Source organism: Chromobacterium rhizoryzae (assembly GCF_020544465.1).
Classification (GTDB): domain Bacteria; phylum Pseudomonadota; class Gammaproteobacteria; order Burkholderiales; family Chromobacteriaceae; genus Chromobacterium.
Map to the genome: position 1 here is coordinate 4,895,905 of NZ_CP066126.1, position 14,870 is coordinate 4,910,774.

The following is a 14,870-nucleotide window of genomic DNA, read 5'->3' on the forward strand; positions in this document are numbered from 1 at the left end:
TCAGTCTTTGCATACTTCGTTCGCTCATCTGCTTGAATCAGCCAGGGAAAGTTTCTGTCGCGGCACATTATATGTGGTGGCCACGCCCATTGGAAATCTGGCCGACATCAGCGCCCGCGCCTTGGCCGCTTTCAGCGCCGCCGACGTGGTCTGCGCCGAGGACACACGCGTGACCGGACAGCTGTTGTCCGCCTACGGCATTCACGCCAAACGCCTGGTCAGCCTGCGCGAACACAATGAGCGCGGCATGGCGGAACAAGTGGTGCGCTGGCTGTCCGAAGACCAGGTCGTGGTGCAGGTGTCCGACGCCGGCACGCCGGCGGTGTCCGATCCCGGCGCGCGGCTGGCGGAGGCGGTGCGCGCCGCCGGCCTGCCGGTGCGGCCGGTGCCCGGCTCCAGCGCGGTGATCGCCGCCCTGTCCGCCAGCGGCCTGACCGCGCCGTCCTTCCTGTTCCACGGCTTCTTGCCGCCCAAGAGCGGCGAGCGCCGCAAGACGCTGCGCCAATGGCTGTCCGCGCCGCATCTGACCGTGTGCTACGAGGCGCCGCACCGCATCGTCGACACCTTGCGCGACATCGTCGCGGAACTGGGCGCGGAGCGCCGGCTGCTGCTGGCGCGCGAGTTGACCAAGACTTTCGAAACCTTCCGCAATCTGCCGGCCCAGGACATGCTGGAGTGGGTGGAGTCAGACTCCAATCAGCAGCGCGGCGAGATCGTGCTGATTCTGGACGCCGCGCCGGCGCGCGAGGACGCCGACGACGCGGTGCCGGAAGACACCGTGCGCGTGCTCAAGCTGCTGGCGGCGGAACTGCCCACCAAGCAGGCGGCGTCGCTGACCGCGCAGATCTGCGACGGCAACCGCAAACAGCTCTACGACTTGGCGCTTAAATTGAAGCAGGAGTGAACCGCGGCCAAGCGCCGGGGAAAAAAGGATTTACAAAGCGATTTGCTATCGCTATTATTCTCCTTCTCGGAATGCCGAAGACGCCCGGATGGCGAAATTGGTAGACGCAGGGGATTCAAAATCCCCCGCCGCAAGGTGTGTCGGTTCGAGTCCGACTCTGGGCACCAGCGATTTTGGCAGGCCGAAACATCAAAAACCCCGCACAGCGCGAGCTCTGCGGGTTTTTTGTTGTCTCAAGCAGCCGTTCTTATTCCGGCAGGCGCACCGCCGACAGTTTCCAGCCCAACCAGCCGTCGCGCTTGAACACCAGACCCAGCGACTGTTCGGCTTTGTCTTTCTGCTTGACCGTCACCACGAAACGATCGATGTCTTCATAGCCCATGGCCGTGTCGACGCCGGCGCGCGGCTCCGTCGACGCTGCGCCGCCTCCGCCGGCCGCCGGCTCATCCGCGCCGCCTTGCGGCAGGCCCGGCTTGGGCTTGATCCCTCGCATCATCAAAGCCAGGCTTTCCGGCGTCACCATGGCGTCCACCACCGGGGCGACCACCGCGTCGGCAATGGCCGCGCCCATCGCCGCCAGCGGGTTCTTGTCCTTGGATTGGTTCAGGTCCAGCACCGATTTGGGCACGACGGACTCTTTCAGGCTGTTGCGCAAGGCCGGGTAGTCCACATAGCCGGACAGTTTGGCCGCGTCGCGCGCGTCCAAGGCCTGCTGCATGCCCCGCACCGCCAAATACGGCGTCGCGTAGAACCACGCCCCCAGGGCCACGACCGCCGCGCCCAGCGTCAACTTCATTTTCATGCTCATGTTTATCCCCCTGAATCAAGCGGCCGCCTCATGCGGCTCATAAAGTCTACAGACCGCCGGCCGGCGCGCAGATTCCCGCCGGCCGCGGCAAAAAACGCGCGGCCGGCGGCTCAGAGCCTGTTCAACGTCTCGCGAGCCAGAGCGAGACAAGGCGAAAACAAGCGAAAAGCGGAATGTACGAGGGGTACATGAGCATTTTGAGCTTGTACTCGCCGTGCAACGCTCCACGAAACGCAGCGGACTCTGAACAGGTTCTCAGAAGCGCGCTTCCATCCCCATCCGTATGGTCCGCCCCGGTATCGGCATGCTGATCACGGAACCGGTGTCCACCGCATAGCGGTTGGTCAGGTTGTCCACATTGAAATTCAGATTGACCTGCTTGTTCAGCCGGTACTCGATGAACAGGTCCACCAGCCGCTCGGACGCCAGTTCCAGCACCGGCTGCGCGCCGGTGCCTTTCAGCCACCCGGCCGGATTGGTCTTGCCGGCATGGTATTTCAGGCGGCCGCCCACGGTCAGGTCGCCGTTCAGCCAATGCTTGCCGGCGGAAATCACGTATACGCTCTTGGGCGGGATGCGGGTCGGAATCAGGCTCCAGGCGAAGCCGTTCTGATTGCACACCGCGGCGTCGCGCCGGCTCGCCTGGTTCACCGAGCACACTTCCGGGTCCAGGTAGCGCGTGGCGGCGGCCTCCACGAAGAAAGACGGGCTGTGGTAGTCCACGCCGAACTCGAAGCCGCGCAGCTCCACCTTGTCGTAGTTGAGGAAGGTCAGATTGCCCTGCCACGACGGCATGCCCGGCGTCCGGTCCAGCCAGGCGCTGGAAATATAATCCGCCACCTTGTTGTTGAAATAAGCGGCCTTGAAGCCGATGCGTTCCTGATCGCGGAACACGTCCTGGAAGCTCGCCTTCAAGCCCAGTTCCAGGTTCAGCGAACGTTCCGGCCGCAAGGGGTTGTACGGGTTGTAGCTGAACACCTCGGAGGAGGTGGTGGTTTCATACAGGCTGGGAGTGCGATAGGCGCGGCCGCCCTTGGCGTAGACATCCAGCCACTTGGCCAGGTGCACGTCGACCTGGCCGGTCAAATCCAGCTTGGGCGCGTAATCCGCTTCCAGATTGGTCGCATAGTCGCGCGTGGTCGAACCATGCAGATTCGCGCCCAGGGAGAAGCTGGCCCAGCGATAGGACAGCACGGCGTTGCCGAACAGGCTGCGCTCGTTGCGCACGCCGTTGCGCGAGGCCACCAGCGTCCGCGGCTGCTCGGTGTAGCGGCTGGTGGGCTGGGTGCGCTCCTGCTGGAAGGCCAGGCCGTAGCTCAGGCTCAAGGGCAGCGCCTCCAGTTCCGAGCGGTTGAGCAAATTGAAGCCATGGCGCTTGTTGTTGTAGGCATGCATGTACTGATCGCCGTAGGACGCGCCGGGACGGCCGGCCCACAAGCCGTTGTGCTGGTCCAGATCCGCCTCGGTGGCCCACAGGCCCAGGTTCAGGTCGATCAGCTTGTTGTCGCTGGGCGTATAGCTGTAGTTGGCGCTGTAGGCGTGCACGACGGCGCTGCCCAGCGCCCATTGCGGCATGGACTCCACGCCCGGCGGCAGTTCCTGGAAGTTCTTGTCGTTGGAGTTCTTGTACCAGTAGGCGGCCAGCAGTTCGCCGGCCTGCTGGCGGTGGCGGCGGAAGATCAGCTTCAGTCGCTGCGCGTCGTTCAGCGCGAAGCCCAGCTTGGCCAGCAGCGAATCGCTTTCGTAACTGGTGTTCACCACTTCCTGGCCGCGCGACACCACCGCCTCCGGGTAGCCGTCGAAACCGTGGCTGCCGGCGAAGTAATTGCCGGAGCGCCGCTTGCTGTAGGCCAGCAAGGCGTCCAGGCCGGGCTGCCGATAGGCCAGCGCCAGCGTGGCCGAGCCGTTGTTGAAGGTGCGCGGGCTGAGGCCGTTGTTGAGCTGGTAATACACCTGGTCGCGCTCATCGTCCGGCACCCGGGGCGTCTTGTTGTTGTTGTACACGCTGCCCTTCAGCAGCACGCCGAAATCCTTGCCGGGGCGCAGCACGTCCTCGACGCCCAAGGTGCGCATCTGCACCAGGCCTCCGATCGCGCCGCTGGAGAAGGCGCCGTTGCTGGCGCCCTCCTCCACGCTGACCTTGCTGATCAGGTCCGAATCGATATAGGTGCGGTCGCTGGTGCCCTGGTAGCCGCGGGCGGTGTGGGTGGATTGCAGGCTGCCGTCTATCAAGACCGGCACCCGGCCTTCGCCTTGCAGGCCGCGGATGCCCAGGTCGATGGCGCCGGCTTCGTTGCGGATATTGTTGACCTGCACGCTGGGCAGGCCGGAGAAGATGTCGGCGTTGCCGGTGCCGCGCGCGCGGCGCAATTGCTCTGCGTCCAGCACCTCGCCATGCAAGAGCGCGGCTTTGCGCTCGGCGTTGACGTGGACGGTTTCCATTTGCGGCGCGGGTTCGGCGGCCAGCAGGGTTTGCGGATGGGCTGCCGACAATAACAGGCAGGCGGAAAGGCTCCGGTATTTCATGGCGTGGGTGGGGTGGGGTTCAGGAGCGCCGAAGTTAATGCTAATGATTCTCATTAACAATGGTAATTATACCAAGCCCCTCTCCGCACCGGCCCCACCCGGCACGCGGCTATTTACCGTCCAGCGGCACTTGCCAGCGCTGATCCTTGAGCGTGCGCATCACAATATAGGAGCAGATGTCGCGCATGCCGGGAATGCGGTTCAGCCGCTCCACGATGAAGCCGCTGAAGGCGGCCAGATTGCGGCAACGGACATGCAGCACGTAGTTGCTGGGACCGGCGACGATGTAGGCGGCGGCGATTTCCTCAAACTGCCGGATGCGCTCCATGAAGTCTTCATGCCAGTCTTCGCGCGCCCGATCCAGCGTCACGTGGACGATGGCTTCCAGCTCGTAGCCGAGCAGGGCCGGGTCCAGTTGGGCGTGATAGCCGCGGATCAGTCCCTGGCTTTCCAGCGCGCGCACCCGCCGCAGACAGGCGGACGGAGACAGGGCCACCTGGTCGGCCAGATCCTGATTGCTGAGCCTGGCGTTGTGCTGCAATGCGGAAAGAATCCGGCAATCTATCGCGTCAAGCTGCATTTGCAATTTCCCATCGTTATCTGTCTGCTCCGCTGCAGTTCCTGCGAAAAGCATGCCATTAGCAAGACCAACTTGCAATTTCTGGCGGATGCCTTGGTGCTAGCATGATTCCAGGCTTCTTACCGCTCAGGAACCGTTCCATGTTGCTCGATATCAGCCCCCCGCTGCGCGCCGGCCTGCCGGTCTGGCCCGGCGACACCGCCTTCGACGCCAGCCCCGCCTGGCAGCTGGACGCCCACTGTCCGGTCAATGTGGCGCGGCTGACGCTGTCGCCTCACAGCGGCGCGCACGCCGACGCGCCGGCTCACTTCCAGGCCGCCGGCCAGGGTATAGGCCAGGTGGCGCTGGACGCCTATCTGGGGCCGTGCCGGCTGATCCATTGCCTGTCCCCCGGCCCGCTGATCCGGCTGGAGCAGATCCGCGCGCGGCTTGAGGCCCGGCCCGGCCCGCTGCCCCCGCGGCTGCTGATCCGCAGTTACGCGCGCTATCCGCTGGAGGCCTGGGACGCGGACTTCCCCGGCGTGGAGGCCGCCGCCATCGACTGGCTGGGCGGCCAGGGCGTGCGGCTGATAGGCGTGGACACCGCCTCGCTGGACCCGATGGACAGCAAGACCATGGACGCCCATCACGCCACCGCGCGCCAGCGCATGGCCATCCTGGAACAGCTGCTGCTGGATCACGCGCCGGAGGGCGATTACGAGTTGATCGCGCTGCCGCTGAAGTTGATGAATCTGGACGCCAGCCCGGTGCGCGCCGTGCTGCGGTCCTTGCCCGTTTCCACCCCTCTCGTGTAGGACCCGCCATGAAACACACTCGCGAAGCTTGTCTCATCGCCGATCAGCAAGACCCGCTGGCCGGCTTCCGCCAGCGGTTCGATCTGCCGGCCAACACTTTCTATCTGGACGGCAACTCGCTGGGCGTGCTGCCCAAGGGCGCGCTGGAGCGCAGCCGGCAGGTGATCACCGGCGAATGGGGCCATGATTTGATCCGCAGCTGGAACACCGCCGGCTGGTTCGATATGCCGGCGCGTCTGGGCGACAAGCTGGCGCCGCTCTTGGGCGCCGGTCCCGGCGAAACCGTGGTCACCGACACCACCTCGCTGAATCTGTTCAAGGCGCTGGCGGCGGCCCTGCGCATCCAGCGGCAGGCTCATCCGGAGCGCAAGGTGATCCTGTCCGAGCGCGACAACTTCCCCACCGATCTCTACATGATCCAGGGCATGATCGAATTCCTGCAGCAGGGCTATGAATTGCGTCTGATCGACGAGGCGCTGCCGCTGGAACAGGCGCTGGACGAGGACGTGGCGGTGCTGCTGCTGTCCCACGTCAATTACCGCACCGGTTATTTGTACGATATGGCCGCGGTCACCCGCAGCGCCCATCAGCGCGGCGCGCTGGCGATCTGGGACCTGGCGCACTCGGCCGGCGCGCTGCAAGTGGACCTGAACGGCGCGGACGCCGATTTCGCCGTGGGCTGCACCTACAAATACCTGAACGGCGGACCGGGCTCGCCCGCCTTCATCTGGGTGGCCCCGCGCCATCAGAACGCTTTCTGGCAGCCCTTGTCCGGCTGGTGGGGCCACGCCAAGCCCTTCGAGATGGCGGCCGACTACGCGCCGGCCCAGGGCATACGCCGCTTCCTGTGCGGCACCCAGCCCATCGTGTCGCTGGCCTTGGTGGAATGCGGTCTGGACGTGGCGCGCCAGGTGGATGCCCAGCAGCTGCGCGCCAAATCGCTGGCGCTGACCGATCTCTTCATCGAGCTGGTGGAGCAGCGCTGCGGCGGCCACCCGCTGACCCTGATCACCCCGCGCGAGCACGCGCGCCGCGGCAGCCACGTCAGCTTCCGCCATCCGCAAGGCTTCGCGGTGATGCAGGCCTTGATCGCCAACGGCGTCATCGGCGATTACCGCGAGCCGGAAGTGCTGCGCTTCGGCATCACTCCGCTCTACCTGAGCCATGCCGACATCTGGGACTCGGTGGAAATCCTGCGCGAGATTCTGGACAGCGGCAGCTGGGATAAACCTGAGTTCCACCGCCGCGGCGCGGTGACCTGAGAACCTGTTTACGATCTGCTGCGCTTCGTGGAGCGTTGCACGGTGAGTACAAGCTCAAAATGCTCATGTACCCCTCGTACATTCCGCTTTTTCGCTCGTTTTCGCCTTGTCTCGCCCTAGCTCGCGAGATCGTCAGCACGTTCTGAGAGCTGTTCAAAACCTGCATGGCGCGCGGCTTGGCCGCGCGCCGCATCAAACCGCCGCCGGCAGCCCCGCGCGGCGGCGCCATAGCGCAAGGGACGTCAGATCCCGCCAGACCGCGCCGCATAGACAGAGGAGAACATCATGAGCAGTTTCCAGGACATCAAGGATAGGGAACAGGGCCTGCAGCGCCGGCTCAGCGCCGGGCAGATGAGCATGATCGCCATCGGCGGCGCCATCGGCACCGGTCTGTTCCTAGGCAGCAAGTTCGCCATCGGCTTCGCCGGCCCCAGCGTGGTGCTCAGCTACGCCATAGGCGGCCTGATCACCCTGTTGCTGATGGGCTGCCTGGCGGAGATGACGGTGGCGCACGCCACTTCCGGCTCCTTCGGCGCCTACGCCGAGCACTACGTCAGCCCGCTGGCCGGCTTCCTGGTGCGCTACAGCTATTGGGCCTGCGTGGTGCTGGCGGTGGGCACCGAAATCACCGCCGTGGCCGAATACATGCGCTACTGGTTTCCCGACACCCCGCCCTGGATCTGGATTCTGCTGTTCTCCAGCGCGCTGATCGGCGTCAACGCCACCAGCGTCAAGGCCTTCGGCACGGTGGAGTACTGGTTCTCCACCATCAAGATCTTCGCCATCGTCGCCTTCATCCTGATGGGCTGCTATGTGGTGTGGGGCAGCGGCAACCCCGCTTACGGCGCGCGCAACTTCAGCGCCGATGGCGGCTTCTTCCCCAACGGGGTCTGGGGCATGTGGGTGGCGGTGGTGATTTCCATCTTCAGTTATCTGAGCGTGGAGATGATCGCGGTGGCCGCCGGCGAGGCGGAAAACCCGGAACAGGCGGTGCGCCAGGCTTTCCGCGCCACCATCGCGCGGCTGGTGGTGTTCTATCTGCTGTCCTTGAGCCTGATCATCGCCATCGTGCCCTGGGGCCGGATCGGCGCCGGCAACAGCCCCTTCGTCACCGTGATGCAGGTGCTGAACATCCCCTACGCCGCCGGCATTCTCAACTTCGTGGTGGTGGTGGCCGCGCTGTCGGCGATGAACAGCCAGCTCTACATCACCACCCGCATGATGTTCAGCCTGTCCCGCGCCGGCGACGCGCCGATCGGGCTGGGCAAACTGAACCAGCGCGGCATCCCGGTCAACGCGCTCCTGCTGTCCACCAGCGGCATCGCGCTGGCGGCGGTGCTGTACGTCTTGTTTCCGCAACAGGCGTTCACGCTGATGATCGCGCTGTCGATGTTCGGCGCGCTGTTCACCTGGCTGATGATTTTCTACACCCATCTGCGTTTCCGCCGCCATCACGATCAGGCCGGCGGCCTGGATCTGCCGTTCAAGATGCGCCTGTTTCCCTACACCACGCTGGCCGGCCTGGTGTTGATGCTGGCGATCATGATCACCACCGCCTTCACCGAGGTGTTCCGGCTGACCCTGGTCTTTGGCCTGCCCTTCCTGCTGCTGCTGGTCGTGTTGTTCCACACCGTGCGCAAGCCGCGGCCGAAGCCGGCGGCGCAACAGGGCTAGACCGTCATACGAGGGCCCGCCCGAGAGCCGCTTCAGGATCCGCCGCGCTTCGCGCGATACGGGCTTGAAGCGGTTCTGACACCGCGATCGGATTCGGCATAGAATATTCGGCTCGCACCCAATCCGGATAATCCGCCCCCGCCATGTCACGCCCGTCCGCTCTCGCCCCCGGCGCCAGCCTGTCCGCGCTGCTGCGCGACTTCGTCCTCCGTCATTGGCCTTACTATCTGCGCGCGGCGCTGATGCTGGCCGCCGTGGCGGTGCTCACCGTGCTGATTCCGCGCCAGATCGGAGAAATCGTCGACCTGCTGGCCAAGGGCCAGCTCGGCGCCCCGCAACTCATGCGCGAGCTGGGCTGGCTGCTGCTCTTCGGCGTGGTGATCTATCTGCTGCGCGCCGGCTGGCGGCTGCAGCTCTTCGCCGCCGCCTACCAACTGGGCGTGGAATTGCGCACCCGGCTGTATCAGCGGCTGAGCCGCCAGGGGCCGGGCTTCTACCATCACCAGCGCACCGGCGATCTGATGGCGCGCGCCACCAACGATATCGACGCGGTGGAAATGGCCGCCGGCGAGGCGATGCTGGCCGGCTTCGACGGCAGCCTGACCCTGGTGATGGTGCTGGCGATGATGACCCTGGGCATAGACTGGCGGCTGGCCGCCGCCGCGCTGCTGCCCTTCCCGCTGATGGCCTTCGCCTTCTGGCGCATCACCCGCCGCGTGCACCAGGCCTGGGCCGGCTCGCTGCAAAGCTTCAGCCGGCTCAACGACCACGTGCAGGAAACGCTGAGCGGAGTGCGCACGCTGCGCACCCTGGGCCTGGAGGAACGCAATAGCCGCGAGCTGGCCGGCCTGGCCGCCTCCGCCGCCGACAACAGCCTGGAGGCGCAACGCTGGGAGGCGGCGTTCGAACCGGTGGTGGGGCTGACCCTGAGCACCGCGGCGGCGGCCACGCTGGGCATCGGCGGCTATCTGGTGTGGCAGCAGCAGCTGACCATAGGCGCGCTGACCAGCTTCAGCATGTATCTGGGCCAGCTGATCTGGCCGATGTTCGCCGCCGGCTGGGTGCTGTCGCTGCTGGAACGCGGCCGCGCCGGCTGGAACCGGCTGGAGCCGGTGCTGAGCGCGCCCGAGTCCGTGGACGACAGCGGCGTCAACGCCACGGAGCCGGCCGGCGAACTGCGCTGGCGCGACCTGAACTTCACTTATCCGGGGCAAAGCGCGCCGGCCTTGCGCGCGATCGATCTGCGCCTGGGCCGCGGCCAGACCCTGGGCATCGTCGGCCCCACCGGCAGCGGCAAATCCACGCTGCTGCGCCTGCTGCTGCGCCAGTATCCGCTGCCGGCCGGCAGCGTCAGCTGGAACGGCGTGCCGCTGGAGGAATACAAGATGGACGCCTTGCGCGCGGCGATCAGCTGGGTGCCGCAGGAGTCCTTTCTGTTCTCAGCCTCGGTAGCCGACAATATCGCGCTGACGCGCCCGGACGCCGCCGAACGCGAGATCGAACGCGTGGCGCGGCTGGCGGCGGTGCACGAGGACATCCTGCGCCTGGCCCAGGGCTACGCCACCCCGGTGGGCGAAAAAGGCGTGGCCTTGTCCGGCGGCCAGCGCCAACGGCTGGCCATCGCCCGCGCCTTGCTGGCGGACGCGCCGCTGCTGCTGCTGGACGACGCCTTGTCCGCGGTGGACACCCAGACCGAGACCCAGATTCTGCAACATCTGCGCGAGGCGCGCCGCGGCCGCAGCGTGATCATCGCCAGCCATCGGCTGTCCGCGGTGGCGGACGCCGACCACATCGTCGTACTGCAGCACGGCGGCATCGCCGAAGCCGGCAGCCACGAGGCGCTGCTGCAATTGAACGGCTGGTACGCCAGCCAGTGGCGCTATCAACAACTGGAGGCCAGCCTGGATGAAATCTGATCAATCCGCGATCAACCGCAGCCGGGCGGTGGCCCTGCTGCGCCACTCCGCCGCGCCGGAAAAGCGCCATGTGCTGTGGGGCACGCTGTGGCTGATCGCCGCCGCGCTGATGGAGGCGCTGTCGCCGCTGCTGGGCAAGGTGTTCATCGACCGCTATCTGCTGCCGCGCGCGCCGCAATGGCTGGAAATGGGCCTGCTGCTGCTCGCCTGTCTGATGGCCGGCTACGCCGCGTCCAGCCTGCGCTATCTGCAGCTGGTGCGCCTGTCCGGCGTGGCGATGCGCTCGGTGCAAAGACTGCGCGAACAGGTTTACCGCCACGTGATCCGGCTGCCGATGGCCTTTTTCGACAAGGCGATCACCGGCCAGCTGGTCAGCCGCGTCACCAACGACACCGAATCGGTGAAGGCCTTGTACGTGCAGGTGCTGTTCGTGATGCTGGACAGCAGCATCGTGGTCATCGGTGTGATGGCGGCGATGGCCTGGCTGGACTGGCGGCTGATGCTGCTGGCGGCGCTGCTGCTGCCGGCGATGCTGGCCATCGTCTGGCTCTACCAGCGCTGGAGCGCGCCGTCGGTGACGCGCGCCCGCGCGCTGCGCAGCGACATCAACGCCCAGATGGCCGAATCCATCTCCGGCATGAGCGTGTTGCAGGCCGCCAACGCCACCGGCCGCTTCGCCGCGCGTTTCGATCAGGCCAACCACAATTACTACCGGGCGCGGATCGCGGAGTTGAGCGCCAACGCCTGGCTATTGCGTCCGGCGCTGGACCTGCTGAAAGTGCTGTTGCTGGCCGGGGTGATCTACAGCTTCAGCCAGCGGCCGCTGGGCGCGCTGCAGATCGGCGTGCTCTACGCCTTCATCAGCTATATCGGCCGCATGGTGGACCCGCTGATCCAGATCACCATGCAGTTCAGCCAGCTGCAGCAGGCGGTGGTGGCGGCGGCGCGGGTGGACGCGCTGCTGCAGGAGCCGGCGGCGGCGGCCGGCCACGGCCAGGGCCGCATCGAGCGGGGCGCGGTCAGCTTCCGCCGGGTGAGCTTCGGCTATCAGCCTGAGCGGCCGGTATTGCCCGATCTTTCGCTGGAGATTCCGGCCGGCGGCTTCATCGGCATCGTCGGCCACACCGGCAGCGGCAAATCCACGCTGCTGTCGCTGCTGCTGCGCTTCTACGCGCCGCAAGGCGGCGAGATCCTGATCGACGAGCAGCCGCTGGCCGCCTTCGACGACGCCGCCTTCCGCGACGGCGTCGGCCTGGTGCCGCAGGAGCCCTTTCTGCTGGCCGCCAGCGCGCGCGACAATATCGCCATGGGCCGGCCGTTGACGCAGCAGCAGATCGAGGACGCCGCGCGCGCGGCCGGCGCGCACGATCTGATCCTGGCCCTGGAGCAGGGCTACGACACCGATATGGGCGAGAGCGGCTCGCGGCTGTCCAGCGGACAGAAGCAGCTGATCGCCATCGCCCGCGCGCTGGCGGGCAAGCCGCGCATCCTGCTGCTGGACGAGGCCACCTCCCACATCGACAGCGAAACCGAGCAACTGGTGCAAGGAGCGCTGGAACAGCTGCGCGGCCAGATCACCCTGATCTCCATCGCCCACCGGCTGTCCACCATCCGCGACGCCGACCGCATCATCGTGCTCAACCACGGCCAGATCGCCGAAACCGGCAATCACGAGGCCTTGATGACCGAGGGCGGCATCTACCAACGGCTATACTTGCTGCAGCAATTGCAGCCGGAAGCCGGCTGAACGAACGACGAATCCGCCATGCACCGTTTCCCCGCCCTGCCCGCGCCCGGCGCGCTGATCGACACCCACTGCCATCTGGACGCGCCGGAATTGGCGCCCATGCTGTCCGCCGTGCTGGAGCGCGCGCGCGCCGCCGGCGTCGACCAGATCCTGGTGCCGGCGGTGCGCGCCGACACCTTCGACGCCGCCGCCGCCATGCGCCGCGATCACGGCTGCTGGATAGGCTTCGGCCTGCATCCCATCTATCTGGAACGGCACCTGGACGAGCATCTGGAGCAGCTGGAGCGCGCGCTGCGCGAACAGCGGCCGGAGGCGGTGGGAGAGATAGGCCTGGACTTCTATCTGCCGGAGCTGGATCCGGCGCGGCAGGAGGCCTTGTTCGTCGAACAGCTGAAGCTGGCGCGCAAATACGCGCTGCCGGTGGTGCTGCACGTGCGCCGATCGGTGGACCGCGTGCTCAAGCATCTGCGCGAGCAGCGCGTCGAGCGGGGCATCGCCCACGCCTTCAACGGCAGCCCGCAGCAAGCGGACGCGATGCTGCGCCAGGGCATGAAGCTGGGCTTCGGCGGCGCGATGACCTACTCCGGCTCCCAGCGCATCCGCCGGCTGGCGGCCACGCTGCCGCTGTCCGGCCTGGTGCTGGAAACCGACGCGCCGGACATCCGCCCCGAGTTCGCCCAGGACCGGCCCAACGAGCCGGCCCATCTGGCCGCCTTCAGCGCGCAGCTAGCCGAGCTGCGCGGCCTGCCGGAGACGGCGCTGCGCCAGGCCTTGTACCGCAATAGCCTGGAGGCGCTGGGCATCGCCGGCTGAGATGAAGCCCCTTCCCTCAGGTGCGGAAGCGCCTGAGATTGGAGTCCAAATCCACCGACAACTGCTGCAGCTCCTGCGATAGCTGGCTGGCCTGGCCAGAGGCCTTGGCGGTGCTCTCGTTCATCTGCGCCATCTGCTCCACATTGCCCGCCACCAGCTGGCTGGCGTGGCTTTGCTCCTTGATCGCGTTGGCGATGTCGGTGATGCGCTCCACCGAGTGCTGGGACAGCTGATGGATTTCACGCAGCGACTCGGCCACGCTGGAGGTGCTGCTGACGCCGCTCTCGATGCGGGCGTTGGCCTGCTGCATGCTCTGGTAGGCGCGCTGGGTATCGGTCTGAACCCCTTCGATATGGGTGGAAATCTCGGTGGTGGCCTGGCTGGTGCGCTCGGCCAGCTTGCGCACCTCGTCCGCCACCACCGCGAAGCCGCGGCCCATCTCCCCGGCCCGCGCCGCCTCGATCGCCGCGTTCAGCGCCAAGAGATTGGTCTGCTCGGCGATGTCGCGGATCACCCGCACGATGTCGCCGATATCGCTAGAACGCTGATTGAGCTGCCCCATCACCGTGGAGGTTTCGGTAATGCCGCTGGCGATCAGCTGGATCTCGCTGGCGGCTTTTTCCGCCAGGCCGTTGCCGCGATCCGCCTGCGCCATGGTCTGGCGCGCCTGGCCTTCCACGTCGCGGGTATTGTCCGCCACCAGATTGATGCTGACCGACATCTGCTCGATCGCCGCCGCGCCGCTGGCGGCGGATTCCGCCTGATTGGCCGCGGCGCCGGACACCTGGGAGCTGACGTCCGCCATCTGCCCCGAAGCGCTGGCCAGTTGCGTGGCGTGGCCCTGGGCTTCCTGCACCAGCCGGCGCACGGTGCCGACCAGCGAGGCCAGCGATTCGCCGACGCTGCCCAGCTCATTGCGGCCGAAGTCCGGCAGTTCCAGGTTCAGATCGCAGGTTTGCGCCAGTTGCTGCGCGGAATCCCGCATCTGCAGCAAGGGCACGCGGATGGAGCGGATGATGTACCAGGACACCACCAGGCTGGCCAGCAGGCCGACCGCCACCGTGGCCAGCAACTGGCTGCGCACCGCGTCCGCGGAGGCATCGATCTGGCCGCGCAGCCCCGCCACCGCGTCGGAAGCGCCCTTGGCCAGTTTGGCCGAGACCTCTTCCATCTGGTGGATGCTGCCCTTGTACTGGCCAAACGCCTTGTTGGCGTCGCTGGTGCTGGCCAGTTCCTGCTTGTCCACCTTGGCGCCCACCGTCTTGAAGCCGTCGGCGTAGCTGTTGAGCAGCCCGTCCAGCGTCGTCAGCTGCTGGGCGGCGTCGCCGTTCAGCGGATGGGTGCCGGCGCTCTTGATCGCCGCGTGCGCGCCGTCCAGCGTCTTGCTCCATTTCCCGCTGTACTCGCTCCGCTTGGCGGCGTCGCCCAGATTGATGAAATAGTCCTTCTCGAAACGCCGCAGATTGCCCATATGCTGCTGCAACTCCACCACGTCGCGGTAAAAGGCCAGTTCATGAGTGCTGACATCCTCCACCCGGCTGGAAATGCTGCCCAACCCCATGAAGGCCAGCAAGCTGGTCACCGCCAGCGCCACCAGCAACAAGGCGAAACCCAGGGTGATCCGGGCCGCAATCGTCATATTCCGCATTTACACACTCCCCAACCAAACTATGTTTTTTTTGGATTCCCGCCGATTCAAGTCCGCGGTTTCGCCGCGATGGTAAACCAAGCCGTTCACGGTTTTCACCGCATGACTCCGGCAAGTTTCACACTCTGCGCCCGGCATGCGCGGTGGACGCAAAAAAAGCCGTCAGCATGAGCTGACGGCTTCCTTTTGGCTGCGCGC

The 14,870-nt window shown here is 66.2% G+C and carries 11 protein-coding genes and 1 tRNA gene; 8 read left to right on the forward strand and 4 right to left on the reverse strand.

Translation table 11 applies throughout. The features are described 5' to 3' along the window. Nucleotides 1–7: 7 nt before the first annotated feature. Complete coding sequence (gene rsmI / locus JC616_RS22340; RefSeq protein ID WP_404990259.1) at nucleotides 8–904, forward strand: 16S rRNA (cytidine(1402)-2'-O)-methyltransferase; 897 nt, start codon at nucleotides 8–10, stop codon at nucleotides 902–904. Nucleotides 905–986: 82 nt separating this feature from the next. Then, a tRNA-Leu gene (locus tag JC616_RS22345) sits at nucleotides 987–1,071 on the forward strand. 80 nt (nucleotides 1,072–1,151) lie between these two features. On the opposite strand, the gene JC616_RS22350 is transcribed toward JC616_RS22345, so the two are convergent. From JC616_RS22350 to JC616_RS22360, 3 genes are all read right to left on the reverse strand, one after another. Then, complete coding sequence (locus JC616_RS22350) at nucleotides 1,152–1,712, reverse strand: DUF2939 domain-containing protein (RefSeq protein WP_107800970.1); 561 nt, start codon at nucleotides 1,710–1,712, stop codon at nucleotides 1,152–1,154. Between the two features lie 255 nt (nucleotides 1,713–1,967). Beyond that, nucleotides 1,968–4,238, reverse strand: coding sequence for a TonB-dependent receptor domain-containing protein (locus tag JC616_RS22355; RefSeq protein WP_227105532.1), 2,271 nt, complete (start codon nucleotides 4,236–4,238; stop codon nucleotides 1,968–1,970). A 109-nt stretch (nucleotides 4,239–4,347) separates the two neighbouring features. Further along, nucleotides 4,348–4,818 carry an Lrp/AsnC family transcriptional regulator gene (locus JC616_RS22360; protein WP_107800972.1) on the reverse strand — a complete coding sequence of 157 codons (471 nt, stop codon included), beginning with the start codon at nucleotides 4,816–4,818 and terminating at the stop codon, nucleotides 4,348–4,350. Nucleotides 4,819–4,958: 140 nt separating this feature from the next. On the opposite strand from JC616_RS22360, the gene kynB reads away from it, so the two are divergent. The 6 genes from kynB (at nucleotide 4,959) to JC616_RS22390 (ending at nucleotide 13,024) form a co-directional block, all read left to right on the forward strand. Then, on the forward strand, nucleotides 4,959–5,612 hold the full coding sequence (kynB, locus tag JC616_RS22365) for an arylformamidase (RefSeq protein WP_227105534.1): 654 nt from the start codon (nucleotides 4,959–4,961) through the stop codon (nucleotides 5,610–5,612). An 8-nt stretch (nucleotides 5,613–5,620) separates the two neighbouring features. Next, nucleotides 5,621–6,874 (forward strand): kynureninase, encoded by a 1,254-nt coding sequence (kynU, locus tag JC616_RS22370; RefSeq protein WP_227105536.1) that lies wholly within the window; start codon nucleotides 5,621–5,623, stop codon nucleotides 6,872–6,874. Nucleotides 6,875–7,159: 285 nt separating this feature from the next. Next, nucleotides 7,160–8,548, forward strand: coding sequence for an amino acid permease (locus JC616_RS22375; protein ID WP_227105538.1), 1,389 nt, complete (start codon nucleotides 7,160–7,162; stop codon nucleotides 8,546–8,548). Between the two features lie 143 nt (nucleotides 8,549–8,691). Continuing rightward, nucleotides 8,692–10,464 (forward strand): ABC transporter transmembrane domain-containing protein, encoded by a 1,773-nt coding sequence (locus JC616_RS22380; RefSeq protein WP_107800976.1) that lies wholly within the window; start codon nucleotides 8,692–8,694, stop codon nucleotides 10,462–10,464. Next, nucleotides 10,454–12,211, forward strand: coding sequence for an ABC transporter ATP-binding protein (locus JC616_RS22385; protein ID WP_107800977.1), 1,758 nt, complete (start codon nucleotides 10,454–10,456; stop codon nucleotides 12,209–12,211). Before JC616_RS22380 ends, JC616_RS22385 begins: the two co-directional genes overlap by 11 nt. A gap of 18 nt (nucleotides 12,212–12,229) precedes the next feature. After that, nucleotides 12,230–13,024 carry a TatD family hydrolase gene (locus JC616_RS22390; protein ID WP_227105540.1) on the forward strand — a complete coding sequence of 265 codons (795 nt, stop codon included), beginning with the start codon at nucleotides 12,230–12,232 and terminating at the stop codon, nucleotides 13,022–13,024. Nucleotides 13,025–13,040: 16 nt separating this feature from the next. Here JC616_RS22390 and JC616_RS22395 read toward each other — a convergent pair whose 3' ends face one another. Further along, nucleotides 13,041–14,672, reverse strand: coding sequence for a methyl-accepting chemotaxis protein (locus JC616_RS22395; protein WP_107800979.1), 1,632 nt, complete (start codon nucleotides 14,670–14,672; stop codon nucleotides 13,041–13,043). Nucleotides 14,673–14,870: the final 198 nt, after the last annotated feature.

Bases quoted from the DNA above. Each gene is read 5' to 3' on its own strand.
- JC616_RS22390 (WP_227105540.1), top strand. From the start codon at position 12,230: ATGCACCGTTTCCCCGCCCTGCCCGCGCCCGGCGCGCTGATCGACACC.
- kynU (WP_227105536.1), top strand. From the start codon at position 5,621: ATGAAACACACTCGCGAAGCTTGTCTCATCGCCGATCAGCAAGACCCG.
- kynB (WP_227105534.1), top strand. From the start codon at position 4,959: ATGTTGCTCGATATCAGCCCCCCGCTGCGCGCCGGCCTGCCGGTCTGG.
- JC616_RS22395 (WP_107800979.1), bottom strand. From the start codon at position 14,672: ATGCGGAATATGACGATTGCGGCCCGGATCACCCTGGGTTTCGCCTTG.
- JC616_RS22360 (WP_107800972.1), bottom strand. From the start codon at position 4,818: ATGCAGCTTGACGCGATAGATTGCCGGATTCTTTCCGCATTGCAGCAC.
- JC616_RS22385 (WP_107800977.1), top strand. From the start codon at position 10,454: ATGAAATCTGATCAATCCGCGATCAACCGCAGCCGGGCGGTGGCCCTG.
- JC616_RS22380 (WP_107800976.1), top strand. From the start codon at position 8,692: ATGTCACGCCCGTCCGCTCTCGCCCCCGGCGCCAGCCTGTCCGCGCTG.
- JC616_RS22350 (WP_107800970.1), bottom strand. From the start codon at position 1,712: ATGAGCATGAAAATGAAGTTGACGCTGGGCGCGGCGGTCGTGGCCCTG.
- JC616_RS22355 (WP_227105532.1), bottom strand. From the start codon at position 4,238: ATGAAATACCGGAGCCTTTCCGCCTGCCTGTTATTGTCGGCAGCCCAT.
- JC616_RS22375 (WP_227105538.1), top strand. From the start codon at position 7,160: ATGAGCAGTTTCCAGGACATCAAGGATAGGGAACAGGGCCTGCAGCGC.